Consider the following 22,742-nt stretch of genomic DNA (forward strand, 5'->3'; position numbering starts at 1 on the left):
CAGACAAGCACCCATGTGTCTCGCCGCGATGATGTGGGAGAACATACCCGGCAATTTCGGACATGGCCCTGGTCGGCGCGCATGTCAACAACACTCTCATGTCTCGGGCATCTTGAACCTGGCGAGCGCGTCACGATCGATCTCGATGCCAAGGCCGGGTGCATCGGGGATGGCAACGACACCGTCGACCGCCTCGATCGGCGCCTTCAGCACCGCCTGCCGGAACGGATTTTCCGTCCGGTCGAACTCCAGGATCGGTTCGATCGGGTTGACCCGCACCGGATCCGGCGTCATCGCCGCCATGAACTGCAGCGCGGCAGCGATATGCACGCCCGTGCCCCAGACATGCGGCACGATGCGAACGCCGTGCAGCGTCGCAAGGCTCGTGATCTTCGCCATCTCGGAAAAACCGCCGCAGCCGCAGAGATCCGGCTGCAGGATATCGACGGCACGGCTTTCGATCGCCGGCCACATGCCATAGCGGCCATGCCAGGTCTCGCCGCCGGCAACCGGGATCGGCTGGCCGGCCCTGACCGCGCGATAGGCGGAAAGCTGTTCCGGCACGACCGGCTCCTCGAACCAGTCGATGTCGTAGTCGGCCGCCGCCTTGCCAAGCCGGATCGCCTCGGTGACGGTGTAGCCGTGGTTGGCGTCGATCATCAGCCGCATCTCGTCGCCGATCGCCTCGCGCACCGCGCGGATGACCCGCAGATCTTCGTCGATGCCGAAGCCGATCTTGATCTTGCAGGCATGGAAGCCTTGCGCCCGGCGCTCGGCCATCTCCAGCGCATTGTCGGAGACCCGGTCGACGCCATCGCGCTTGAAGCTGCCGGTCGCATAGGCGCGCACGCTCTCGCGCCAGCGCCCGCCAAGCAGCATGGAGACGGAGGCACGATAGTGTTTGCCCTTGATATCCCAGAGCGCGATATCGATGCCGGAAAGGGCGGTGACCGCAAGCCCGCGCTGCCCCTGATCGCGCAGCGCGTTGTAGAGGATCGCCCAGAGCTTTTCCGTCTGGCGCGGGTCCTGGCCGATCAGCCAGGTCGTGTACGCCGCAACCACCGCCGCATTCGGCCGCGCCGGGCCGAGGCACTCGCCCCAGCCGATCGTGCCGTCGTCGCACTCGATCTCGACCAGCACATGGGCGCGACGGTCAAAACGCATGGAGGCGCTTTCGAACGGCACGGCCAGCCGATGTTCGAGAAGGTGGGTGCGGACGGCGACGATCTTCATGGGCTATCCTCGCAAAACACTCATTTCTGACGCTTGTTCGCACCGATGAGCGCGTCGAGCATGGCGACTTCCTCCTCGGTCAAGTCTTTCAGCGGCGCACGCACCGGACCGGCATCAAAACCCTGCAGCCGCACGCCGGCCTTGATCGCCGACACCGCATAGCCCTTGGCGCGGTTGCGGATGGCCATGAACGGATAGAAGAAGTCGTTGAGGATGCGCTCGCAGGTGGCGCGCTCGCCGGCGCGAAGGGCGGCATAGAACTCATTGGCAAGGCCGGGCACGAAGTTGAAGACGGCCGAGGAATAGGTGGTGAAGCCGGCACCGAGATAGGCCTCGGCAAACAGTTCGGCCGTCGGCATGCCGCCGAGATACATCAGCCGGTCGCCCATCTTGGCGGTGACCTGGCGCACCAGCCCGATGTCGCCGGTGCCATCCTTGAAGCCGATCAGGTTCGGGCATTCGTCGCACAGCCTTGCGAGCGTATCGGCCTGCAGCACCGCGTTGTCGCGATTATAGACCATGACGCCGATGCCGACCGACTGGCAGATCGTCTTCACATGGGCATAAAGCCCTTCCTGCGGCGCATCGATCAGATAGTGCGGCAGAAGCAGGATGCCGTCGGCACCGACGCGCTCGACCGAACGAGCGATGTCGACCGCCATCTCCGTGCCATAGCCGCAGCCCGATACGATCGCCGTGTCGCCGGAAACGTCCTTGGCCGCCCTGACGATGCCGGGGATCTCGTCCGGCTTCAGCGAAAAGAACTCGCCGGTGCCACCGGCCGCAAACAGAACCGGCGCCTTGTAGCCGGCCAGCCACTCGACATGCGCCCGATAGCTGTCCGGCGCAAACCGACCCTCCGCATCGAAATGCGTCACCGGGAACGAAAGCAGGCCCGATCCAAGCGCGGCCTTGATCTGCTCAGGGTTCATAACGTTGATTTCCTCTATGGTTGATAGCCCCAGATAATCGGGATATCACACCAATGTCAATAGTCATCATACAACTCATCATACAAGTTATTTTAGCGCGCCAGCCAACCGCCATCGACATTCAACACCGCACCATGGATGTAGTTCGCAGCCGCCGAAGACAGAAACACGGTCGCACCCGCAATGTCTTCGGAGCGCCCCCAGCGGCCCGCCGGAATCCGCTCGAGTATTGCCTTGCTACGTTCAGGATCTGCCCTTAAAGCCTCGGTGTTGTTGGTCTCGATATAGCCGGGCGCAACCGCATTGACGTTGATGCCTTTTGACGCCCATTCGTTGGCGAGAAGCTTCGTGACGCCCACAACGCCATGCTTGGCGGCGGTGTAGGACGGTACGCGAATTCCGCCCTGGAAGGAAAGCAGCGACGCGATGTTGACCACCTTGCCGGACATGCCCTTCGCAAGCAGCTCCTTGGCAAAAGCCTGGGTCGTGAAGAACAGTGCCTTGAGGTTGACATCCATGACTGCATCCCAATCAGCTTCGGAAAAATCAACCGCGTCAGCGCGACGGATGATTCCGGCGTTGTTGACGAGAATGTCGAATCCCGCACCGGCAAATACTCCGGTTGCCGCCATCGGATTGGCGAAATCAAGCGCCAGTGCAGTCGCCCTTCCCCCGGCCTTGTCGATGAGCGCAAGGGTCTCGTCGGGCGCCCTGCGCGCGGCGCAGACAACCTCAGCGCCCGCCTGAGCCAGGCCAACCGCGATCGCTTGGCCAAGACCAGTATTCGCCCCTGTGACGAGAGCCTTATGTCCTTCAAGAGAAAAGAGGTTTTTCATCGCAGATCCGCCGGTTGAATGAAATCCATATCCGTGTAATCGACGTTGTCGCCGGCCATCGCCCAGATGAAGGTATAAGAGCCGATGCCCGCGCCCGAGTGGATCGACCATGGCGGCGAGATCGCGCCTTCCTCGTTGGCGATAAACAGATGCCTCGTCTGCTGTGGCTCACCCATCAGATGGAGCACGCGAGATTTTTCGTCCATACCGAAATAGAGATAGGCCTCCATGCGGCGATCATGCACGTGGGAGGGGATCGTGTTCCAAACGGAGCCGTCTTCGAGCGTTGTGTAGCCGAGCACGAGCTGGCAGCTTTCCATCACGAGCGGGTGGATGAACTGATTGATGGTCCGCTTGTTGGAGGTTTCCATCGCGCCAAGCTTGACCTCCTTGCTTTCACCGAGTGTCACAAGCCGCGCCGGCAGGCTGCGGTGCGCCGGGCAGGAGACGATGTAGAAACGTCCGCGTCCGGCAAACGTCACCGCACCAGAACCGGCCCCGAGATAGAGCACATCGCCGCGGTTGAGCGCGTATGTCTCATCACCGGCTGTCACCGTACCGGCCTCACCGATGTTCACGACACCCATTTCGCGCCGGTCAAGGAAGGACGGCGTCTTCGTTTCCTCGACCCGATCGAGCGTCAGCGCAGCACCGTTAGGAACGGCACCTCCCATAACGAAGCGATCGTAGTGCGTGTAGACCAGCCGGATCTCACCGGGGCGGAACATATCCTGCGCCAGGAAATGCTTACGCAAGCCTTCTGTATCGAGCGCTCGCGCATAGTCCGGATTAACGGCCTGCCTTGTTTCGACGGTCAGCATTCGGTCCTCCTTTGAGGTATTGCGAACAAGAGATAATACATGTAAGTCCGTATTGTATGATAACTTGTTCAAGGTCAAGACCCGAATGAAACGCCTCCTGATCACGGGCGCGGCTGGCGCGCTTGGCCGCGCCTTGCGACCGCGACTGGCGTTGCTTGCCGAAACAATCCGTCTTGCCGACATCGCACCGGCTGATGTCACCGGCCCCAACGAGGAATGGATGCACTGCGATCTCGCCGAACCATGGGCCGTCGACGCGATGGTGGCGGGCTGCGACGGTATCGTGCATCTGGGCGGGATCTCCGTCGAACGCCCGTTCGACGAGGTTGTCACCGGCAACATCGTCGGCCTCTACAATCTCTACGAGGCCGCGCGCGCCCATGGCTTGCCCCGCATCATCTTTGCAAGTTCAAACCACACGATCGGCTACTATCCGCAGACTGATCGACTTGGGCCCGATGCACCGTTTCGCCCCGACGGGCTCTATGGTGTGTCCAAATGCTTCGGTGAATCGCTCGCCCGCCTGTACTTCGACAAGTTCGGACAGGAGACAGCACTGGTGCGCATCGGCTCCTGTACAACTGAGCCGATGGACCATCGGATGCTGTCGACCTGGTTTTCTCATGGCGATTTCGCATCGCTGATCGAAGCCGCTTTCCGCTCCCCAGTGCTTGGTTGCCCGGTCATTTGGGGCGTTTCAGCAAACGACAGCTGCTGGTGGGACAATTCGCATCTGGCTTGGCTCGGCTGGAGGGCGAAAGACAACGCCGAGGCCTGGCGCGAGAAAATCGAAACGAACGCCGCGAAACCAACTCCCGACAAATCAATGGCGCGCTTTCAAGGCGGTGCCTTTACCGACAATCCTATCTTCAAGGAGTGACAATGACCTTCACCCCTCACGGCAAACACCTGGTTGCGGGCGAGTGGATCGCGACCGAGCAGACATTCAGCAGCGAACCGGCCCATGGTGCCGCGTTTGACTTTTCCGTCGGCACGCCGGATCTGGTCGACAGGGCCGCAAAATCGGCCGAGGATGCCTTCTGGTCCTATGGCCATTCAAGCCGGAAAGAGCGCGCGGCATTTCTAGAAACGATTGCCGATGAGATAGAAAGCCGCGGGGCGGCCATTACCGAGATCGGCAGTGCAGAAACCGGTCTGCCGCCCGCCCGGCTAGAAGGAGAACGTGGACGCACCACCGGCCAGCTCCGACTTTTTGCAGCCCATCTCGGAAAGGGCGACTATCTCGACAGACGCCACGATGAAGCGCTGCCGGACAGAAAGCCCCTGCCGCGCCCCGACATCCGACTGCTTCAGCGACCTGTCGGTCCGGTTGCGGTGTTCGGTGCCTCCAATTTTCCGCTGGCTTTCTCGACAATGGGCGGCGATACCGCGTCGGCTCTTGCCGCCGGGTGCCCGGTCATCGTGAAGGGCCATTCAGCCCATCCTGGGACGAGCGAAGTGGTTGCCGAGGCTGCCCACGCAGCGATCAGGAAGCAAGGGCTTCACCCCGGCGTATTCTCACTCATCCAGGGCGGTCGCCGGGACGTCGGCACTGGCCTCGTTACACATCCCCTCATCAAGGCCGTCGGCTTTACCGGCTCGCTTGCGGGTGGCCGCGCGCTTTTCGACCTATGTGCGAAGCGCCCGGAACCAATCCCCTTCTTCGGCGAACTGGGTTCGGTCAACCCGATGTTCATCCTGCCCGAAGCCGGCAAGGTCCGCTGCGAGGAAATCGCCAAGGGTTGGGCAAGCTCGTTGACGATGGGCGCCGGACAATTCTGCACCAATCCAGGCATTGCCGTGATCGCAGCAGGCGAGGCGCCAGCGTTTGCGGAAAGCGTGCGTGCGGCGCTTTCGCAGATCGGCGCACAAGTGATGTTGACGGATGGAATTGCCAAAGCGTATCGCGATGGGCGCAATCGCATTGCCTCAGGCCGCGGCGTTCGCGACGTCTTCACATCCAGCTGCGATCGGCGCAACGTCACACCCAATCTCTTCCTCGTCTCTGCACGGGACTGGCTCGCCAACCATACGCTTTCAGAAGAAGTCTTCGGCCCGCTCGGCCTCATCGTCACGGCCGAAAGCATTGAAGAACTGGTCGTCGTCGCCAGGAGTTTCGATGGCCAGCTGACTGCAACTCTTCATCTCAACGACGGAGACACCGATCTTGCACGCCAACTTATGCCGATCCTGGAGCGCAAGGCCGGCCGTCTTCTCGTGAACGGATTTCCCACGGGCGTGGAAGTCTGCGACGCCATGGTTCATGGCGGGCCCTATCCGGCCTCTACGAATTTCGGCGCGACCTCGGTCGGAACTATGGCGATCCGCAGGTTTCTGAGGCCCGTATCCTATCAGAATGTACCTGACGGGCTTTTGCCTGCTGATTTGCTATCGGATTGAGGAGCGATTGCCTCGTCCGCCATCTTTGGCGTATCCAGAGATGAAGCGGCAGGTGCCGCCACATCCTGGAACCGGGCAACCACATGACGATAGCGACTGCTTCCGATACGAACGCCCCGCAGCCCAGGACCCTGGTGGCAAAGGTTACCGACGTTCTGCGGTCCCATATCGCCGAGGGCCGCTACCGGCCCGGCGACCGCCTGCCATCAGAGGCGCAACTGACCAAGGAATTTAACGTCAGCCGCACTGTCGTAAGAGAAGCGATTGCAGCACTGCGTTCCGACGGATTGGTCGAGGCACGACATGGCGTCGGCGTTTTCGTGCTGGAGCCTGCCCCGGCCGCAAGAAATTCGTTTCACAACGTCGATCTCGCCCGCGTCTCATCATTGATCGAGATGCTGGAAATCAGAACGGCAGTCGAAGGCGATGCGGCCGGGTTGGCCGCACTTCGCCGCTCCCCGGGACAGGAAGGCAAAATTATCGAAGCGTTCGAAGCATTTCGCATCCGCGCCGAAAGTGGTGAGCCGACCGCCGAAACCGATTTTGCTTTTCATCTCGCCATTGCCGAAGCGACGAACAATCCAAGGTTTGCCGAGTTTCTCCATGTGCTCGGGCCGGCTGTCATCCCGCGCCGTGCGGTCGCCCGCGAGGGAGAGGAAGCCGCCCTTCCCTCCGTCGAGATGCGCCGGCTTCTCGATGAACACGAGGCGATACTCGACGCGGTCCAAAGCGGGGATGAGGAACAGGCTCGCGCGGCCATGCGCGATCACCTGAAGAACAGCCAGACACGATATCGCTCCATGCTGCGAACCTTGCGCTAGCACTGGTTGAGAGAGCCGCACTTGCATTCGAACAGATTACGACTAACATGCCAGACAGGTTTGAGCATGTTGGGACGAAAATGGAAGCCGTAAACACTATGGAGCGTGGCACGTCGCTTGCGGCAAAAATCAGCGCCGCGCTGCGTCGCGATCTGGCGGAAGGCGTGTTTCGCCCCGGCGACCGGCTTCCGAGCGAAAGCGCTCTGACGCGCGAGTATTCCGTCAGCCGTACAGTCGTAAGGGAAGCGATTGCCATCCTTCGCGCCGACGGGCTGGTCGAAGCGCGCAAGGGCGCCGGCATATTTGCCCTTGAGACAAAGCCGGAAAAGGAGCAGCCTTTCAAGGATTTGAAGACCGAGCGGATTTCGTCGGTCATAGAGCTTCTTGAACTTCGGACGGTTTTCGAGGTGGAATCGGCAGGGCTGGCGGCCGCGCGCCGTTCACCCGCCCAGATCGAAACCATCCTTGAGGCCCATCATCGTGTTGGCGAGTGCCTGGCAACTGGCAATCCTACGCGCGATGCGGATTTCGAGCTTCACCTGGCGATTGCGGAAGCCACGCAAAACCGGCGTTTTCCGGAGTTTCTCCAACTGATCCGTACTGGCATCATTCCGCGCGGCGAGTTGCAGGGATCTGCGCCGGGGTCGCGCCCGAAGGACTACAACCTCCATCTTCAGGAAGAGCATGGCCAGATCGTTGAGGCAATCATCGAAGGCAATGCTGAAGCGGCGCGCGAGCGCATGCGCGCCCACTTGCGGGGAAGCCTTGATCGGTACAACGCGCTCTTGCGTTCCCGCACCATGAGCCCCGACGCAATTTAATAGACGCGCAGAGTTGTCATACAGGCAAAAGGACATGTATGGTGATGTTGTCATACATCATCTATGAGGTCCGCATGTCTCTTCCTACTTTCCCCACGATTTCGACCGATACCGGCGTCACGCGCCAGGTGCTTTCAGATTCGCCTGAGCTCATGGTCGTCTCCTTTCGCTTCGAAAACGGTGCAAAAGGCAAGCTCCACCGCCACCCGCACGTGCAATCGACCTATGTGGCGCGCGGCAAATTCCGCTTCTTTCGCAATGGCCAGACCTATGAATTGAAGACTGGCGACAGCCTCGTAATCCCCGGAAACACGGAACATGGCTGCGAATGCCTGGAGGCAGGAGAGCTCATCGACTGCTTCACGCCCCGCAGAGATGACTTCCTCTCCGTCAGCTCTGCTTGACACTCGACATAACCTGTGACAGGTTCAGTGAAAGTTGTCATACAGGATTGGAGCCTGTAACGCCTCACCGCAGGCGACTGACAAATGGAGGAACCATGTCAATTCGTCGCCTACGCTTCCACGGCGTGGCCGGGCAGGTCGGGACCATTGCGGTCACGTTGCTCGGCCTTCTGCTCCTGACGTTCTTCATCGGCCGCCTTATGCCTGCCGATCCGGTCCGCGCGATCGTCGGGGAGGACGCAACCCGCGAGACCTACGAACAGGTCTATCGTTCGCTCGGGCTTGATCGACCTCTTTGGGAACAATTCGCCTACTATCTTGGAGACGTTTTCACCGGCAACTTCGGAACCTCCATCCGCACGGGCCAGCCGGTCATTCAGGATATCCTGCACGTGATGCCGGCAACGATCGAGCTTGCGACCTTCGCAATCCTCATCGGAGCCGGCCTCGGCGTTCCGCTCGGAGTGCTTGCTGCCGTCAACAAGGACCGCTGGCCCGACCATGTCGTGCGCGTCTTCAGCCTGTTCGGGCACTCCATGCCGATCTTCTGGACCGGCATGATCGCGCTTATCGTCTTTTATGCTTATCTCGGCCTCGTCGGCGGCAGCGGACGCATGGACCAGTTCTATATTGGCCTTGTCGAGGAGCGGACCGGATTCCTGCTGATCGATAGCCTGATCGCCGGCGAAATGGATATGTTTTGGTCGGCCGTCAACCACATCATCCTGCCGGCGTCGCTGCTTGGCTACTCCTCGTCCGCCTATATCACGCGCATGACCCGCAGCTTCATGCTGGATCAGCTCGGTCAGGAATATGTCACGACGGCGCGCGTCAAAGGCCTTTCTCGCAGCCAGACGATCTGGCAGCACGCCTTCATCAACATTCGGGTGCAACTGGTCACCATCATTGCGCTTGCCTATGGCTCGCTGCTCGAAGGCGCCGTGCTGATTGAGACAGTCTTCGCGTGGCCGGGCTTTGGCCAATATCTCACCAATAACCTCATTACCGGCGACATGAACGCCGTCATGACCTGCGTCCTGATCGTCGGGATCATCTTTATCGCCCTCAATCTTCTGTCCGACGTTCTCTATCGCATCTTCGACCCGAGGACACGCTGATGACCACCCAAGCTGAAACTGCGTTCCGCTTGCCGGCTCCGCTTTACGCACTCAAGAACATCGTGCGCTTCCTGTTGAAGAGCCCAACCTCGACCTTCGGTCTTGCGGTCCTGGTGCTGCTCGTCCTTGTCGCAACCTTCGCGCCGCTGATTGCCACCCATGACCCCTATGCCCAGAACCTCGCAAACACGCTGCAGGCGCCTGGAAATGGACATCTGTTCGGCACCGACGAGCTTGGTCGTGACATCTTCAGCCGCCTGGTCTGGGGCTCGCGTATCACGCTTACGATTATCTTCCTCGTCTCGATTGTCGTTGGCCCAATCGGGCTCGTCATCGGCACGACTGCCGGCTATCTCGGCGGGAAGGTCGATACCGTGATGATGCGGATCACGGACATCTTTCTCTCCTTCCCGAGCCTCATTCTTTCGCTCGCCTTCGTTGCAGCGCTGGGTCCAAGCCTGAACAACGCCATTATCGCGATTGCGCTGACCTCTTGGCCACCGATCGCACGCCTCGCGCGCGCAGAGGCAATGACCTTTCGCAAGGCGGACTACATCTCGGCAGCCAGGCTCCAGGGCGCATCGGCCACACGCATCATCGTCAAGTCGATCATGCCCATGTGCCTGCCCTCGGTGCTCATTCGCCTGACACTGAACATGGCGACCGTTATCCTGACGGCTGCCGGTCTCGGTTTTCTGGGGCTCGGCGCCCAACCTCCGCTGCCGGAATGGGGCGCGATGATTGCGACAGGCCGCAAGTACATGCTGGACAGCTGGTGGCTCGTCACCTTCCCGGGTGTCGCCATTCTTTCGGTCAGTCTCGCTTTCAACCTTCTCGGCGACGGGCTGCGCGATGCGCTCGATCCGAAGCAGATGAACCGGAGGTAGACCGATGAGCAAAGACATTCTTCAGGTCGAAAACCTCCGCATCCGCTATGGCGGCGCAGCGACCGATGCCGTGCGCGGCGTGTCCTTCACCCTCGGCCGCGAACGCCTTGGCATCGTTGGCGAGTCCGGTTCCGGCAAATCGACTGTCGGACGGGCCTTGCTGCGACTTCTGCCGGGCGCCACGATTACCGCCGACACGCTGCGCTTTGCCGAGCTTGATCTGACAGCCCTTTCGGAAAAGGAACTGCTCAAGGTTCGCGGCCGGCGCATGTCCATGATCCTTCAGGATCCGAAATTTTCTTTGAACCCTATTCGCCGGGTCGGTGACCAGGTGGCGGAAACTTATCTGCGGCATTTCAATTGCACCAAGGCGGAGGCGCGTGAAAAGGCGCTCGCCATGCTGTCGGCAGTCAAGATCCGCGACCCGGAGCGCGTTTATGACCAGTATCCGCACGAGATATCCGGCGGCATGGGGCAGCGCGTGATGATTGCCATGATGCTGCTTGCCGATCCCGAGCTCGTCATCGCCGACGAACCGACCTCGGCACTCGACGTCACGGTGCGACTTCAGGTGTTGAACATTCTCGATGGGCTGGTGCGGGATCGCGGCATCGGGCTCATCATGATCAGTCACGACTTGAACCTTGTACGCAACTTCTGCGATCGCGTACTCATCATGTATGCCGGCCGTATCGTTGAAACGCTGGCCGCCTGCGATCTCGACAAGGCCCAACATCCCTACACCCGTGGCCTGCTGGCAGCTCAGCCGCGGATCGGCGGCCCACGCGCACCGCTCCGCGTGCTCGATCGCCGTCCCGAATGGCTGGAGGAGAAAGCCTGATGTCCGTCTCTATCGAAGTTCGCGATGTCTCTATCACCTTCGGTAGCGGTCCCACCGCGGTCAAGGTGTTGCCAACCGTCACCTTCTCCGTGGCGCCGGGCGAATGCTTCGGCCTCGTCGGCGAAAGCGGATCAGGCAAGTCCACGGTCCTGCGTTGCATCTCTATGCTGACCGACATCTGGACCGGCGACGTACTGATCGGCGGCAGGTCGGTGCGTGACATGCCGCTGATTGAGCGTTGCCGCACGCTGCAGATGGTCTTCCAGGATCCCTACGGTTCGCTGCATCCACGCCAATCGGTTCGCACGGTGCTGAACGAGCCTCTCGTCATCCACAAGCTCGGCGACCGGGAGGAGCGCATACGCAAGGCAATCACGGATGTGGGGCTGCCGGTCTCCTTCCTCGATCGTTTCCCCCACCAGCTCTCGGGCGGCCAGCGCCAGCGTGTTGCGATCGCGCGGGCGCTGATCCTCGAACCTTCCCTGCTGCTCCTCGACGAGCCGACGTCGGCGCTCGATGTTTCGGTGCAGGCGGAAATCCTGAACCTGCTTCAGCGTCTGCGTGAGGAGCGCGGCTTCACCTACATCATGGTGACGCACGATCTGGCCGTCGTGGACCATATGTGCGACCGTTTCGCGGTCATGTTGCGCGGAGAAATCACCGAAGTGCTGCCGCGCGAGGCGATCCCCGGCAACCAGGCAACCCACGCTTACGCGCGTGAGCTGATCGGCGCCTCGCTGGAGTACGAAGGCTCGCACTGAGCAAGCCGCATCTCCTCCCCAAAGAAGACTCCTCCTCCCCAACTCGCCCGGTCCTGTGCCGGGCTTTTCCTTGCCTGATGGCCCCGGTTGAGGACTATCGGGTGTCTGAGCTTGCCAATGATCCCGGGTGCACGCCTGCGACCTTTTCGGCGAGTGCAGCCCGGGCATGTGAACCTGGCCGCGGCACGCTTGCCAATCGCTGCCCCTCCCCAGACGTACCGGTGATGAAGGTCTTCGCGAGGCGAGGGCGATGGGTAGGCAACCACGCAAATCCGCACAGATGAGGAATACTTCGGCTTCAAGCGAGAGGAAACCGAACAGCGGCAGCCACGGGGTGACGTTGCCGATTTCGTTCGGCAACGCGTTGGCGCCCGGCCGACGGCACTTTTCAATGCAAAAAGAAGGCGCATGGTCACATGCGCCTTCTTTCCTTCATTTTATTAATTCCTGGAGCCGATCACCGCTCCTTGGTGACACCTTCGAAGCGCGAGAGCCAGGGGCTGACGATCATCCCTTTCACGTCGCTGCGGTACGCGGCCGTGTCGACCACTTCCGAGAAGGGTTGGATCGACATGACGACCTCGTCCATGTACTGCTGCACGCCCTCGTAGAGCTTGGCCTGCTTGGCCTGGTCGCGCTCAACCAGGGCCTCTTCGATCATCTTGTTCAGCTTCTCGTCATAGAAGCTGGTGCGCCAGCTCTGATAGTTGGTGAGCTTGGCATCGTCCGAATTGTCGGGATTGTAGGCGATAGAGCGTAAATTGTTGTCGGGGTGCGGCTGCTGGCCACCGCCGCCGCGGCCGAGAAGCAGTTCAAAGTTCCGTTCACGCATCGCGCCGTAGATCTGGTCGCCCGAACCGCTGATGAGCTCCGCCTGGATGCCAGCCTGGCTCAGCGTGTTCTGGATGGCCGTCGCAGCCTTCATGAAAGGATCTTCAGACAGCACACGCAACGTCGTCTTAAAGCCGTCCGGGTAGCCTGCCTCGGCAAGCAGCGCCTTTGCCTTGGCCACATCCAGTTTGTAGCCTTCGTCCGGCAGCGCGCCGAGGACGCCTGTCGACAAGGGCCGCTGATGCAGCTTGCCGTAGTAGGGCATGACAGCCTTGTCGAGACCCTCGTAATCGATCAGGTAGCGCAGTGCTTCACGCACTTTCTTGTTGGCGAAGCGCTCATCCTTCATCGAGACGCTGAGGTAGTAAAAACCCGAGCCTGGTGTCGATGCGATGGCGATCGCCTCATCGGCCTCGAGCGACTTCAGGTCCGGCGCCTGCAAGGAATAGGCAACGTCAATGTCGCCTTTTTCCAGAAGCAGCCGCTGCGACTGCGATTCCGGCAGATGGCGCATCAGCACCCGCTTCATTGCGGCCTTTTCACCCCAGTAGTCGTCGTTGCGCGTGAGGATGATGTACTCGTTCGATTTCCACTGCGTGAGCGTGAATGGGCCGGAACCGGCGGAGTTCAGGGTCAGCCAGGCGGCGCCAAGATCGCCGTCCTTCTCGTTTTCGAGAACCGTCTTGCTGTCGAAGATGGAGCCAGGTCCGTTCTGCGCAAGGATCATCAGCAGCAGGTTCGGGTCGTCGGGTTTCGGAAGATTGATAACGAAGGTGTGGTCGTCTTCGGCGACGAAGGCTTTGTCGGCTTCTTCGAGCGTGAAGCCCCTTGTTTTCAGGAAAGAAGACTGCGCGAGATTACGCGCAAGCAGGCGCTTCAGGCTCCAGGCAACATCCTGAGCCGTGACGGGATTGCCCGACGCAAATTTCGCATCGCTACGCAGGTGAAAACGAATTGAATTGCGATCGGCGGAGACCTCCCAGCGCTCGGCAAGGCGTGGCTGGACACTGCGGTCCTTCGGCGAAAGGATGACCAGCGTATCGTAGATGTTGTTGAGGACCTGTACGGTCTCGCGGCCAGTGATGGCAGCGGGATCGAGCGTCAGGATGTTGCTCATTGTCGTTGCGACGACGAGTTGATCTTCCGGAGTTTCGGCGAACACGCCGTGTGGCGTTGAAGCGATGAGAAGCGCGCCGAACGCGACCGTTGCTAGAAAGCGTTTCATGTTTCCTCCTATTGCGGCCGCCCATGCGGGAGTTCGGCCTTCCGGTTACAAGTTCTGCCCCACCTGTTCCTCCACAGGCACCAGGACAGATCAGCCAAGAATTTCGGCAACGGGTGCTGCGAGCGCCCGGCCAATCGCCGCCGTGGCAGCGGCTTCCAGATGGACCCCATCGACCCGCGAGGCGTGTGCGACAGAGCCGGCATCAAAGAAGGCGTGTCCAAGTTCATCTGCGAGCTTGCGGTAGAGCGGAGAAAGCCGCTCTGATTCAGCAATGCTGCGTCCCGCCGCTGGCACCCCGCCCGGACCGGCGCAACAGGGTGGAGGGGCGACGATCAGCATTTTTGGCCTCGCACCACTTGGCTTGTAGGGAAAAGTGTCGATGATTTGCGCCAACCGGCGCACGCCGGAGACCGCTCCCTCCGCCCGCCCGCCATGCACGGGCTTGATGTCATTTGTACCGAGCATCACGATGATGAGGTCGAGCGGCATGTGGCTTGCGAGCGCCACTTGCAGCGCCTTGGCCCCATTGCGGCACGCCGGTCCACCATGGTCGTCATAGCAGGTTGTGCGGCCACCAAGTCCTTCGGGAATGACCTTTGCCGCACCGTTGAGTTCACGCGAGAGCACCTCGGGCCAGCGGCCTTCAGGCGGATGGCGTAGCCCGGTCTGTGGATCCGCTCCCCACGTCAGGCTGTCTCCAAAAGCGAGAATGTTTTTCATGAAAGATACCCCGCTTCTCACCGCACGCGGTTGTTCTCGATGAACTCGAAGTTGATATCCTCGCCGAGCCCCGGCCGAGCTGGGACATGGACATAGCCCTCGCGATCCATTGGATCGGACAATGACTTTAGGTAGTCGTGCCCGTCGTCGTATTCGAGGAACGGGTGAAGCAGCCCGCGTTCGTACCAGCGGCAATTCTTCGTCGCCGCGACGACATGCAAGTTCATCGCCGTATTGCCGTGTACCTCGCACTCCATCCCGAAGGCCTCGGCAAGATGCATCGTTTTTAATGCCGGCGTGATGCCGCCCACGTCATTCACCCCGGTCCGCAAGATGTCGCAGGCGCCCGCCTTGATCCATTCGGCACGGTGCCAATGCTTGCCGCCAGCGCTTTCCGGACCAACGACGGGGATATCGAGATTGTCGGCCAGCCACTTGTAGGAAGACAGCGACTGCTCATCCATCGGCTCTTCGATCCAATCGAAGCCGAGCTTTTCCAGTCCCCGCCCCAACTCGAGCGCATCCGTGCGCGAGTACCAATGAAAGGCGTCGATCATCAGGCGGATATTCGGTCCGACGGCTTCGCGCACGGCCGCACAGGCCTTGATGTCCATTTTCACATCCGGCGCCCAGCTGACAGGCGGCATCCAGGTGTGCAACTTGATGCCCTTATAGCCGCGCTTGACGAGAGCTTCGGCAAAGCGACCATAGTCTTCAGGTGTTGCGAGCCCCCCTTCCAGTTCGTCGCCGCACATGATGGAACCGTAGGCCAACACCTTATCGCGATAGCCGCCCACCAACTTGTATACAGGTTGCTTCAAACTCCGCCCGGCGAGGTCCCAAAGGGCGCAGTCGACCACCGCGAGCGTGCGATCCGTCAACTGCGCGGCCGATCCGCGTTGCCAATGGGCAAGGTCCTGCCAAAGCCGCTCGCGATCTCGGTGGTCCTGGCCAATCAGGACTTTCTTGACGAATTTGTCGATGACATGCGACCGCACGATTTCCGGCGCCGTGAAGGAATGCCCCTCATGGCCGTCCTCCGTGCGAACAGTCAGCATAGCTTGCTCTACCTGGTGCGGCGGGCCTGGATGCGCGTGACCGGCGCTGTCCGAATGGCGGCGCGTGGTCGTGCGGAAAACCCGCACTTCGACGTCAGTGATGATCATTGGTCCTCCGGCATGTGAAAGGCGCGGCCTCGCCACACCAACTTGTCTAGGGCTAGATTAGACAGATATCAGTCAACCTGTCAAACCTGTATGACATGTTTTTAGAATATACCTGATAAGGACCCGGCCATCATGTGATTTCGCATAGATCGGGACGCAAGCCATGATGCGAGCGGAGCGACAACTTCGTGCTTCAGCAGGGCGAGCGACCGGCCAACGTGTGAGATCAACATTGACGTGCCGAAAGAGGGGAACATGCGCAACAGCAACGGAAACGACCGTCTACTCGCGGGCCGGGTAGGTTTCCAGTCAGCCCCCGAGGATCCAGACGTGAAATTGCCCTCGATTGGAAATCGCGCTGGCTTGTAGCAACGCTCGGCAGACCCGTCCTGATCCGGGTTTCTTCACGGTTACGCACCGCTGAGCAGGGCTTCTGGTAGAAATCGAAGGCTGTGTCACCGGCAGCGCCACAGTGGGGGACCCCATTCCTTCACGACACGCTTTGGAAGCACAAATGCGGCGGCGAGACTGCCCTATCCTTTTTGACTGCGGCCGCTACCAACGAAGGGCTATCGAAAGCACTCCCCGTCCGCACGATGTAGCTCTGATCCTTCGCATACCTTCGCCATCACCTCAGCGGACAGCCTTGCAAAGATGACCTTGAACGAAGCAGATCCTCGCCGAAAATACGCTGTCCGCTATCCGGACGGACTGACATCACAAGAAGCAATCGCCCTGCTCGAGCAGGCATGCGCCGACGTCGCCCCGAACCTAACACTGAGCGAAATGAGTGACGGAGCCACGGTCGAGGGCGAGCCCTGGCACGTTCTGTCGGTCTGCTTGGCGCTGCCGCTGTTCGAGTTGACTGAGATACTCTAGCCGCCCTCGCCAGCTATGCGCCTTTGCCCCAGCCCCCCCCCAACGGCCGTGAAGTCCGCGTCAAAGGACCAGACGTCTACCGGGGAGCGTTTCCCGATCCGTGCTACTCGCCGGTGCTGGAAAGCAATTCGTCGAGCTGATCCAACTGCTCGGGCAATGCGGCCGCCCCGCTCTGCAGTGCTTCCTCAAGCGCTTCCTTGGACGGATAGACTTCGTGGAAAGTCAGCAACGTTCTGCCGCCCTCGTCCTTAAAGGTCACGGTCGTAATTGCGCCCTCTTCGCCCTCATCGTTGGTCCAGACTATTCGCTCGTTCGGCACCACCTCAAGATACTTGCCATAAAAGGCGATGGTGTCCGAACCGCCGGCGCCGAATTCCAGCCGATACCTGCCGCCCGTACGCACGTCCATCTGGCACGATACGAGCGAAACGCCAGGTGCCGATTTTGGCACCCACCAGCGCTGGAACAGCTCGGGCTGGCTCCACGCCCTGTAGACCATGCTCGGCGGCGCATTGAATGTCCGCGTTACGACGAGTTCGCGGTCCCCTTTGCGCTCGACTGACGTGCGGTTCTGCGCGCCAGCGGCTTTGTTGACTTGCTCATTCATCGCTTACCTCCCGTTTCAGTTCGCTGATGATCTCGTCCAGTGCTTCGAAGCGGGCCTCGAAGAGTTTGCGATGCGCCTCGATCCACTCGGCCTCTGCCTCAAGGCCACGTTTCCCAAGCTTGCAGGTTCTCACCCGTCCGACCTTCTGCGTGACGACGAGCCCCGCCCGTTCGAGAACCTGGACGTGCTTCTTCATGCCGGTCAGTGTCATCTGGAACTTGTCCGCCAGACTGGTGATCGACGCGTCCCCTTGCCCAAGTAGATCGATGATCCCGCGACGGGTCGCATCGGACAGCGCCGCGAACGAGAGATCGAGAGGGGCATTAGAATACTGAACCATGTAGTTCAGTATTTAACTTGCTTCCGAAGGAAACGCAAGCGGCGCGGCGGGGGACGCTTTCACTTCTTTTTAACCATGAATCGTGAAACTGCGCAGATCCGGAGGCATGATGCCGACGTTCGTCTAGGGTAAAAGTGCATGCGTAACCCGCAAGATCAGAAGCTCACCTCCGGCGCGACCAATTCGGAACCCGGCTACCTCATCACCCGCCGTGCCCTGCTTTCGAACCTCGGCGTCATGACCCTGCTTGGTGCCTCCGGCTGCTCGCAGTCCCTCGAACTCCCATCGCTCGAGCCGTCCAGTCGGATGTCGACTGCGAGCGTTGACTATATGTCGACCGGCGCAATCCCACCGATCAGTGTCGACAGCAACATCACCGACAACAGCACGATGTATGCCTCGCTGAACGACAATGGCTTCGTCATCCCGGCAATCCCATTCCAGAAGGTCAAACCGGAATTCCGTCGTCAGATCGTTCGCGACCCTACCGGCGAGGCGCCGGGCACGATCGTGGTGCGGCTTAGCGAGCGGCATCTCTATTGGGTGCAGGAAGGTGGCGAAGCGGTCCGCTACGGTGTCGGCATCGGCAAGGCCGGCTTCGAGTGGAGTGGGCGGGCAGAGATCCAGTATACGAAGGTGTGGCCGACCTGGACGCCGCCCAAAGAGATGATTGCGCGCAAGCCGGAGCTGGTGAAATGGACGGGCGGCCAGCCGGGTGGCCTCGACAACCCGCTCGGAGCCCGGGCACACTATATCTTCAAAGACGGCCAAGACACCGGCTATCGCGTGCATGGCTCACCGGAGTGGTGGACCATCGGCACACAGGCATCTTCCGGTTGCGTACGCATGATCAACCAGGACGTTGTCGATCTCTACAACCGGGTCAAGGCGTCGCCGACCAAAGTCCCGATTGTCGTCGCATAAGAGGGCGCTTCGAGCCCATTTCTAACAGTCACGCGGGATGCCAAACACCCAGGGCCAAGAGGATATGCGGATAGAGCCGCCGCCATCGCGGCCGAAAACGAGCCGCAAACTGGGCTGCAGCTTCCGAGCCACCAAATGAGCCACCCGGCATGCGCTCAAGACTCGTTCTGCCCTTTAGCTACCCGAACAGGGGCGCTGCACGAACTCACCGCACCGCTCCTTGAGCAGCCGGAAGGCGAGGGATGCACCGGCGACGACGGTGAGCACGCGCACAACATGGTGCAGTACGACAAAGGGCACTTCCACATGCAGCGACAAGGCAATGAGGCTCATTTCAGCGACCCCACCGGGAGAATAGGCAAGGACATAGGCAACGAAGCGGTCGCCGCCGGCCAGCGACAACAGCCAGGCGAACATGACGGTGGACAGAAGCATCAGGACCGTCGCGCCAGCGGCTAGCGCCAGCGCGCGCAAGATCAAGCGCGGCGAGGCATTGGCAAAGCGGCATCCAATCGTCGCGCCGATCACGACCTGCGCACAGGCGAGAGCGGCCACCGGCAGTTCGAAATCCGTCACACCAACCAGATGCAGGATGGCGCTGGCAAGCATTGGCCCCACGAGAAACCGTGCCGGCAGTTTTAGAAGCGTGCCAAGGGCAACGCCACCAACGACTGCACTGCCAAACCAGATAACGTCCTCCGCCGATATTGCCATTTCACCGGCAGAAAAGATGCCCGTTCTGTCAATGGTAATGCCTGCAAATGTCTGGATCAGAAAAGGCAGAGTTAAGACGACGAGGAAAATCCGGGCAGAGTGAATGAGGGCAATCATGCGCTCATCGCCGCCCTTTTCCGCGCCAAGTGTGATCATTTCGACGAGCCCACCTGGCATAGCCGAGAAGAAGGCGGTGACGGGATCAAGCCTGGCAATCCACCGAAAATAGACAAAGGCCAGTGCACCGGTGAGCGCAATGAAGGCGACCAAGCCGACGAGCGAAATGCTCCAGGCTGCCGCATGCGCGAATGTATCCGGTGAGAACGAAGTGCCGAGCATCGCACCGATCACCGCTGTCATCGGTGGTCTGGCCTGTTTTGGCAGAGAGACGGGAAGGCCTGCAAAGGCACAGACGGCCGTAGCCAGCATGGCCCCCAGCAGCCATGCGAGCGGCATATGCGCGAGCCACATCAAGGAGCCGCCGAAAGCACCTATGGAGAGCGTCAGCGCAAATCGCCCGCCCGTCTTCCTACCGGCGCGGTTCACCGGAAGCTCATAACCTGGCGCGTGTGCGTTACGACGGGTGTGGTCGCGAAGCACGGACCGACGATCTTGCGCCAAGTCTGAAAATCCGCCGAGCCTCGAAACCCGACCGTGTGATCCTCGACCGTTTCCCAATCGACGACGAGGCGATAGACCTGCGGCGTCTCGATAACACGGTGGAGAGCGATCCCGCGACATCCCCTGGCGTGGAGGAACAGCGGAGCGGCCTTTTCGACGCCCCGCTCGAAATCACCCTCCATCCCCGGCTTGATGGTCAGTTCTGCAACTTCCTGGATCATGCCTGGGCGCCCGGCTTGTGGCCATGCTCGGCGTCAATCGTGTGCTCCTCGCCGGTGTCGATCATAGTCCGGGTGGCATCGATCGATGCATAGACCCAGAAGATCCGCATGGGCTCCGTCTCCGACGCATTGATGAAGCGGTGCGGAACGTTCGCCGGTATCCAGGTCGTATCATTGGGTCCGAGGGGATAGCGCACACCGTCGATCTCGGCGATCGCCTCGCCATCGAGGATCATTACGCTTTCCTCGCAATTGTGCTTGTGCATGCCAATCGCAGCGCCTGGATCGAACGCGGTGATGCCGTTGATCATGCTATTTGAGCCGCACTTGCGCGTGACCAGCGGCGTGGTGCGTGCGCCGTTGCCACGGTCGTTGGTCTTCAATTCCCTTGGCCGCAGTACGGCCGGCATCGCAATGCTCATCGTGCTCCTCCATGTGCTGTCGCCGGCGTCTGGGCGGCGCCAATCCACACGGTCTTGATGTTGACGAACTCGCGGATGCCGTAGACCCCGAGTTCGCGCCCGTAGCCGGAGCGCTTGATGCCGCCGAAAGGGTAGCGAGGGTCGGAGGCGACCATGCCGTTGATGAAGACGGCGCCGGCTTCGATGTCGTGCGCAAGCGATCGGGCGCGTTTAAGATCGCTGGTCCAGAGCGCGGCACCGAGGCCGAATTCCGTCTGGTTCGCGAGCGCCACCGCCTCTTTGGCATCCTTAACGCGGATAATCGCCGCAACCGGCCCGAAGGTCTCCTCGCAAAACGCAGCCATGTCGGGGCGGACATGGTCGAGGACCGTCGGCGAATAGTAGAATCCATCACCTTCAAGCGGCGCACCGCCAACTCTAAGTATCGCGCCGGCAGAAAGGCTGCGCTCGACCTGTTTGTGCAGGCCAGTCATCAGGTTCTCCCTGGCCATCGGGCCGATATTCGTTTCGCGCTCCATCGGGTCGCCGATCTTCAGCTTCGCCACCTCTTGTAGGAAGAGTTCAACGAACCGGTCGGCGATGGTTTCCTCGACGATGAAGCGCTTGGCATTGACGCAGGATTGGCCGACATTGATATAGCGCGCCTTGACTGCGATCTTTGCCGCCTCTTCGAGATCGGCATCGGCGAGCACGATGAACGGGTCCGAGCCGCCGAGCTCAAGCACCTGCTTCTTCAAGGCCTTACCGGCCTGGGCAGCGACAATCGCCCCCACTTCCGTCGATCCCGTCAACGTCACGGCGGCGATCCGATCGTCCGCGATGATGCCGGCAACCTTCGACGGCTCGATCAGCAGCGTGGCGAAGAGACCTTCAGGGCAGCCGGCTTCCCGCATCACCTCTTCGATCGCGAGCGCGCATTCCGGAACATTGTTGGCGTGCTTCAAGATTGCGCCATTGCCTGCTGCAAAGGCCGGGGCCGCAAAGCGGAAGAACTGCCAGAACGGATAGTTCCACGGCATGATCGCCAAGACCACACCGAGCGGATCGAAGGCGATGACGCTCTCAGCCGCGTTCGACGCCACCGGTTCATCCGCAAGGTACTTCGGCGCATTCTCGGCGTAGAAATCGCAGTTGTAGGCGCATTTTTCCACCTCAGCTTCGGCTTCTACGATCGGCTTGCCCATCTCGCGGGTGATCATGGCGGCATAGCGAGACTTTCCGGACCGCAGCACCCGCGCCATGGCGTAAAGAAGCGTGCAGCGCTCAGCGACTGCCACTCTTCGCCAGCCGGCCTGTGCCTTCGCCGCCGCGCTCAACGCCTGGTCAACATAGGCATCGTCGTGAAGGTCGTAGCGCGCGAGCTCGCGGTCGTTGGCCGGATTGATGGAAACGATCATGCTCTTCTCCTGGTTTCTGATCTCGCCCGCCAGGCGGCGAGAAATGTCAAACTCTCGGCAGTGTTCGCCGAGGGTGTGAACTCGAAGCCGACGGCGCCCTGGAAGCCATGCGCTTTGAGTGCCGAAAGGACCGGTTCGAAATCGATCGTCCCAGTCCCTGGCTCTTGCCGCCCCGGATAATCGGCGATGTGGACGTGCCCGATGCGATAGGCATTTGCCGCGATCCACCGGGCCGGATCGATGGCGGTCGCGCTCGCGTGGAAGGTATCGAGGAGCAGCAAGAGATTGCCGGGACCAAAGACATCCTGCACGTGGCGCGCCTGCTCCAGTGTGGAGAGCGCATAGCCTGGCACCGACCGCTCACTGATCGCCTCGATCAGGATCTTCACCGGCGTGCCGGCTGTTCCCTGGATGGCGTAATGCAGGTTCTCGAAGTACACGCTTTCGGCGTCTGCATCGCTAGGTGGAATGCCGGCCATCGGGTGAAGGTAGGGCGCATCGGCGGTGAGCGCGAACTCAAGGGCGTTATCGAAGGCTGCGCGAAATTCGGACTGCCGGCCCGGCAGAGCGGCGAGACCTTTTTCGCCCTTCGCGAGGTCGCCGAATGCGCAGGAGAGCTGCGCAAAGCGGAGACGGTGTTTCTCTAAAAGACCGCGGATGATCGCCGGCTCGAACGTCTCCAGATAAGGGTGTTCAATGGCATCAAAACCCACCGCAGCCGCCGCTTCGAAGCGTTCCTCGAAGGGTAGCTCCCTGAACCGATAGCCGATATGGGCCGAGAACATGGACCGCGTGGTCAC

General features: G+C 60.8%; 25 protein-coding genes. 11 read left to right on the forward strand and 14 right to left on the reverse strand.

Annotation, left to right across the window (positions count from 1 at the left end):
• Nucleotides 1-96 precede the first annotated feature (96 nt).
• The 4 genes from IB272_RS14855 to kduI all read right to left on the reverse strand — a co-directional run bounded on the left by IB272_RS14855 (nucleotide 97) and on the right by kduI (nucleotide 3,822).
• Nucleotides 97-1,233: a mandelate racemase/muconate lactonizing enzyme family protein gene (locus tag IB272_RS14855; RefSeq protein WP_192444526.1), complete on the reverse strand. Its 1,137-nt coding sequence runs from the start codon at nucleotides 1,231-1,233 to the stop codon at nucleotides 97-99.
• A 20-nt stretch (nucleotides 1,234-1,253) separates the two neighbouring features.
• Nucleotides 1,254-2,165, reverse strand: a complete 912-nt coding sequence (gene kdgD / locus IB272_RS14860; protein WP_089046333.1) for a 5-dehydro-4-deoxyglucarate dehydratase — start codon at nucleotides 2,163-2,165, stop codon at nucleotides 1,254-1,256.
• Nucleotides 2,166-2,257: 92 nt separating this feature from the next.
• Complete coding sequence (gene kduD / locus IB272_RS14865) at nucleotides 2,258-3,001, reverse strand: 2-dehydro-3-deoxy-D-gluconate 5-dehydrogenase KduD (RefSeq protein WP_060529547.1); 744 nt, start codon at nucleotides 2,999-3,001, stop codon at nucleotides 2,258-2,260.
• Complete coding sequence (gene kduI, locus IB272_RS14870; protein ID WP_112985852.1) at nucleotides 2,998-3,822, reverse strand: 5-dehydro-4-deoxy-D-glucuronate isomerase; 825 nt, start codon at nucleotides 3,820-3,822, stop codon at nucleotides 2,998-3,000. Before kduI ends, kduD begins: the two co-directional genes overlap by 4 nt.
• Before the next feature lie 85 nt (nucleotides 3,823-3,907).
• Between kduI and IB272_RS14875 the strand changes: the two genes are divergently transcribed.
• From IB272_RS14875 to IB272_RS14915, 9 genes are all read left to right on the forward strand, one after another.
• Nucleotides 3,908-4,702 carry an NAD(P)-dependent oxidoreductase gene (locus IB272_RS14875; protein WP_192444527.1) on the forward strand — a complete coding sequence of 265 codons (795 nt, stop codon included), beginning with the start codon at nucleotides 3,908-3,910 and terminating at the stop codon, nucleotides 4,700-4,702.
• 2 nt (nucleotides 4,703-4,704) lie between these two features.
• Nucleotides 4,705-6,222 carry an aldehyde dehydrogenase (NADP(+)) gene (locus IB272_RS14880; protein ID WP_089046267.1) on the forward strand — a complete coding sequence of 506 codons (1,518 nt, stop codon included), beginning with the start codon at nucleotides 4,705-4,707 and terminating at the stop codon, nucleotides 6,220-6,222.
• 83 nt (nucleotides 6,223-6,305) lie between these two features.
• The gene (locus IB272_RS14885; RefSeq protein ID WP_060516792.1) at nucleotides 6,306-7,043 is read left to right on the forward strand and encodes a FadR/GntR family transcriptional regulator; all 738 of its coding nucleotides are present in this window, start codon (nucleotides 6,306-6,308) and stop codon (nucleotides 7,041-7,043) included.
• Nucleotides 7,044-7,123: 80 nt separating this feature from the next.
• Nucleotides 7,124-7,864 (forward strand): FadR/GntR family transcriptional regulator, encoded by a 741-nt coding sequence (locus tag IB272_RS14890; RefSeq protein ID WP_034801882.1) that lies wholly within the window; start codon nucleotides 7,124-7,126, stop codon nucleotides 7,862-7,864.
• Between the two features lie 38 nt (nucleotides 7,865-7,902).
• Complete coding sequence (locus IB272_RS14895) at nucleotides 7,903-8,268, forward strand: cupin domain-containing protein (protein ID WP_246802717.1); 366 nt, start codon at nucleotides 7,903-7,905, stop codon at nucleotides 8,266-8,268.
• A gap of 95 nt (nucleotides 8,269-8,363) precedes the next feature.
• Nucleotides 8,364-9,386: an ABC transporter permease gene (locus tag IB272_RS14900; protein WP_192444528.1), complete on the forward strand. Its 1,023-nt coding sequence runs from the start codon at nucleotides 8,364-8,366 to the stop codon at nucleotides 9,384-9,386.
• Nucleotides 9,386-10,273, forward strand: a complete 888-nt coding sequence (locus IB272_RS14905; protein WP_034801886.1) for an ABC transporter permease — start codon at nucleotides 9,386-9,388, stop codon at nucleotides 10,271-10,273. The genes IB272_RS14900 and IB272_RS14905 overlap by 1 nt, the downstream gene beginning before the upstream one ends.
• A 4-nt stretch (nucleotides 10,274-10,277) precedes the next feature.
• Nucleotides 10,278-11,114, forward strand: coding sequence for an ABC transporter ATP-binding protein (locus IB272_RS14910; RefSeq protein ID WP_060610052.1), 837 nt, complete (start codon nucleotides 10,278-10,280; stop codon nucleotides 11,112-11,114).
• The gene (locus IB272_RS14915) at nucleotides 11,114-11,875 is read left to right on the forward strand and encodes an ABC transporter ATP-binding protein (protein WP_034801890.1); all 762 of its coding nucleotides are present in this window, start codon (nucleotides 11,114-11,116) and stop codon (nucleotides 11,873-11,875) included. The genes IB272_RS14910 and IB272_RS14915 overlap by 1 nt, the downstream gene beginning before the upstream one ends.
• 457 nt (nucleotides 11,876-12,332) lie before the next feature.
• Here the strand turns inward: IB272_RS14915 and IB272_RS14920 are convergent, their stop codons facing one another.
• The 3 genes from IB272_RS14920 to IB272_RS14930 all read right to left on the reverse strand — a co-directional run bounded on the left by IB272_RS14920 (nucleotide 12,333) and on the right by IB272_RS14930 (nucleotide 15,817).
• Nucleotides 12,333-13,931 carry an ABC transporter substrate-binding protein gene (locus IB272_RS14920; RefSeq protein WP_089046266.1) on the reverse strand — a complete coding sequence of 533 codons (1,599 nt, stop codon included), beginning with the start codon at nucleotides 13,929-13,931 and terminating at the stop codon, nucleotides 12,333-12,335.
• 90 nt (nucleotides 13,932-14,021) lie between these two features.
• Nucleotides 14,022-14,651, reverse strand: coding sequence for an SGNH/GDSL hydrolase family protein (locus IB272_RS14925; RefSeq protein WP_192357274.1), 630 nt, complete (start codon nucleotides 14,649-14,651; stop codon nucleotides 14,022-14,024).
• 17 nt (nucleotides 14,652-14,668) lie between these two features.
• On the reverse strand, nucleotides 14,669-15,817 hold the full coding sequence (locus IB272_RS14930; RefSeq protein ID WP_060516797.1) for a mandelate racemase family protein: 1,149 nt from the start codon (nucleotides 15,815-15,817) through the stop codon (nucleotides 14,669-14,671).
• A 654-nt stretch (nucleotides 15,818-16,471) separates the two neighbouring features.
• Between IB272_RS14930 and IB272_RS14935 the strand changes: the two genes are divergently transcribed.
• Nucleotides 16,472-16,696, forward strand: coding sequence for a hypothetical protein (locus tag IB272_RS14935; RefSeq protein WP_034801898.1), 225 nt, complete (start codon nucleotides 16,472-16,474; stop codon nucleotides 16,694-16,696).
• Nucleotides 16,697-16,799: 103 nt separating this feature from the next.
• On the opposite strand, the gene IB272_RS14940 is transcribed toward IB272_RS14935, so the two are convergent.
• Complete coding sequence (locus tag IB272_RS14940) at nucleotides 16,800-17,303, reverse strand: SRPBCC family protein (RefSeq protein ID WP_060610047.1); 504 nt, start codon at nucleotides 17,301-17,303, stop codon at nucleotides 16,800-16,802.
• Complete coding sequence (locus IB272_RS14945) at nucleotides 17,296-17,643, reverse strand: metalloregulator ArsR/SmtB family transcription factor (RefSeq protein WP_060610044.1); 348 nt, start codon at nucleotides 17,641-17,643, stop codon at nucleotides 17,296-17,298. Before IB272_RS14945 ends, IB272_RS14940 begins: the two co-directional genes overlap by 8 nt.
• Nucleotides 17,644-17,781: 138 nt before the next feature.
• On the opposite strand from IB272_RS14945, the gene IB272_RS14950 reads away from it, so the two are divergent.
• Complete coding sequence (locus IB272_RS14950; RefSeq protein ID WP_034801903.1) at nucleotides 17,782-18,567, forward strand: L,D-transpeptidase; 786 nt, start codon at nucleotides 17,782-17,784, stop codon at nucleotides 18,565-18,567.
• Nucleotides 18,568-18,741: 174 nt separating this feature from the next.
• Here IB272_RS14950 and IB272_RS14955 read toward each other — a convergent pair whose 3' ends face one another.
• Genes IB272_RS14955 through IB272_RS14975 form a run of 5 tightly spaced genes read right to left on the reverse strand, consistent with a single transcriptional unit; the run spans nucleotide 18,742 to nucleotide 22,742 of the window.
• Complete coding sequence (locus IB272_RS14955) at nucleotides 18,742-19,881, reverse strand: AbrB family transcriptional regulator (protein WP_348646597.1); 1,140 nt, start codon at nucleotides 19,879-19,881, stop codon at nucleotides 18,742-18,744.
• Nucleotides 19,824-20,123 carry an antibiotic biosynthesis monooxygenase family protein gene (locus tag IB272_RS14960; protein WP_034801905.1) on the reverse strand — a complete coding sequence of 100 codons (300 nt, stop codon included), beginning with the start codon at nucleotides 20,121-20,123 and terminating at the stop codon, nucleotides 19,824-19,826. The genes IB272_RS14955 and IB272_RS14960 overlap by 58 nt, the downstream gene beginning before the upstream one ends.
• Nucleotides 20,120-20,545, reverse strand: coding sequence for a cupin domain-containing protein (locus tag IB272_RS14965; protein ID WP_060610038.1), 426 nt, complete (start codon nucleotides 20,543-20,545; stop codon nucleotides 20,120-20,122). Before IB272_RS14965 ends, IB272_RS14960 begins: the two co-directional genes overlap by 4 nt.
• On the reverse strand, nucleotides 20,542-21,942 hold the full coding sequence (locus IB272_RS14970; protein ID WP_060610035.1) for an NAD-dependent succinate-semialdehyde dehydrogenase: 1,401 nt from the start codon (nucleotides 21,940-21,942) through the stop codon (nucleotides 20,542-20,544). The genes IB272_RS14965 and IB272_RS14970 overlap by 4 nt, the downstream gene beginning before the upstream one ends.
• Nucleotides 21,939-22,742 carry a TIM barrel protein gene (locus IB272_RS14975; RefSeq protein WP_192444529.1) on the reverse strand — a complete coding sequence of 268 codons (804 nt, stop codon included), beginning with the start codon at nucleotides 22,740-22,742 and terminating at the stop codon, nucleotides 21,939-21,941. Before IB272_RS14975 ends, IB272_RS14970 begins: the two co-directional genes overlap by 4 nt.

This window comes from Ensifer sp. ENS08, from assembly GCF_014852195.1.
GTDB lineage: Bacteria > Pseudomonadota > Alphaproteobacteria > Rhizobiales > Rhizobiaceae > Ensifer > Ensifer adhaerens.

Bases quoted from the DNA above. Each gene is read 5' to 3' on its own strand.
- IB272_RS14915 (WP_034801890.1), top strand. From the start codon at position 11,114: ATGTCCGTCTCTATCGAAGTTCGCGATGTCTCTATCACCTTCGGTAGC.
- IB272_RS14925 (WP_192357274.1), bottom strand. From the start codon at position 14,651: ATGAAAAACATTCTCGCTTTTGGAGACAGCCTGACGTGGGGAGCGGAT.
- IB272_RS14960 (WP_034801905.1), bottom strand. From the start codon at position 20,123: ATGATCCAGGAAGTTGCAGAACTGACCATCAAGCCGGGGATGGAGGGT.
- kduD (WP_060529547.1), bottom strand. From the start codon at position 3,001: ATGAAAAACCTCTTTTCTCTTGAAGGACATAAGGCTCTCGTCACAGGG.
- kduI (WP_112985852.1), bottom strand. From the start codon at position 3,822: ATGCTGACCGTCGAAACAAGGCAGGCCGTTAATCCGGACTATGCGCGA.
- IB272_RS14895 (WP_246802717.1), top strand. From the start codon at position 7,903: ATGGTGATGTTGTCATACATCATCTATGAGGTCCGCATGTCTCTTCCT.
- IB272_RS14855 (WP_192444526.1), bottom strand. From the start codon at position 1,233: ATGAAGATCGTCGCCGTCCGCACCCACCTTCTCGAACATCGGCTGGCC.
- IB272_RS14920 (WP_089046266.1), bottom strand. From the start codon at position 13,931: ATGAAACGCTTTCTAGCAACGGTCGCGTTCGGCGCGCTTCTCATCGCT.
- IB272_RS14965 (WP_060610038.1), bottom strand. From the start codon at position 20,545: ATGAGCATTGCGATGCCGGCCGTACTGCGGCCAAGGGAATTGAAGACC.
- IB272_RS14935 (WP_034801898.1), top strand. From the start codon at position 16,472: ATGACCTTGAACGAAGCAGATCCTCGCCGAAAATACGCTGTCCGCTAT.
- IB272_RS14900 (WP_192444528.1), top strand. From the start codon at position 8,364: ATGTCAATTCGTCGCCTACGCTTCCACGGCGTGGCCGGGCAGGTCGGG.
- IB272_RS14940 (WP_060610047.1), bottom strand. From the start codon at position 17,303: ATGAATGAGCAAGTCAACAAAGCCGCTGGCGCGCAGAACCGCACGTCA.
- IB272_RS14970 (WP_060610035.1), bottom strand. From the start codon at position 21,942: ATGATCGTTTCCATCAATCCGGCCAACGACCGCGAGCTCGCGCGCTAC.
- IB272_RS14950 (WP_034801903.1), top strand. From the start codon at position 17,782: ATGCGTAACCCGCAAGATCAGAAGCTCACCTCCGGCGCGACCAATTCG.
- IB272_RS14885 (WP_060516792.1), top strand. From the start codon at position 6,306: ATGACGATAGCGACTGCTTCCGATACGAACGCCCCGCAGCCCAGGACC.
- IB272_RS14945 (WP_060610044.1), bottom strand. From the start codon at position 17,643: ATGGTTCAGTATTCTAATGCCCCTCTCGATCTCTCGTTCGCGGCGCTG.
- IB272_RS14875 (WP_192444527.1), top strand. From the start codon at position 3,908: ATGAAACGCCTCCTGATCACGGGCGCGGCTGGCGCGCTTGGCCGCGCC.
- IB272_RS14880 (WP_089046267.1), top strand. From the start codon at position 4,705: ATGACCTTCACCCCTCACGGCAAACACCTGGTTGCGGGCGAGTGGATC.
- IB272_RS14905 (WP_034801886.1), top strand. From the start codon at position 9,386: ATGACCACCCAAGCTGAAACTGCGTTCCGCTTGCCGGCTCCGCTTTAC.
- IB272_RS14910 (WP_060610052.1), top strand. From the start codon at position 10,278: ATGAGCAAAGACATTCTTCAGGTCGAAAACCTCCGCATCCGCTATGGC.
- IB272_RS14930 (WP_060516797.1), bottom strand. From the start codon at position 15,817: ATGATCATCACTGACGTCGAAGTGCGGGTTTTCCGCACGACCACGCGC.
- kdgD (WP_089046333.1), bottom strand. From the start codon at position 2,165: ATGAACCCTGAGCAGATCAAGGCCGCGCTTGGATCGGGCCTGCTTTCG.
- IB272_RS14890 (WP_034801882.1), top strand. From the start codon at position 7,124: ATGGAAGCCGTAAACACTATGGAGCGTGGCACGTCGCTTGCGGCAAAA.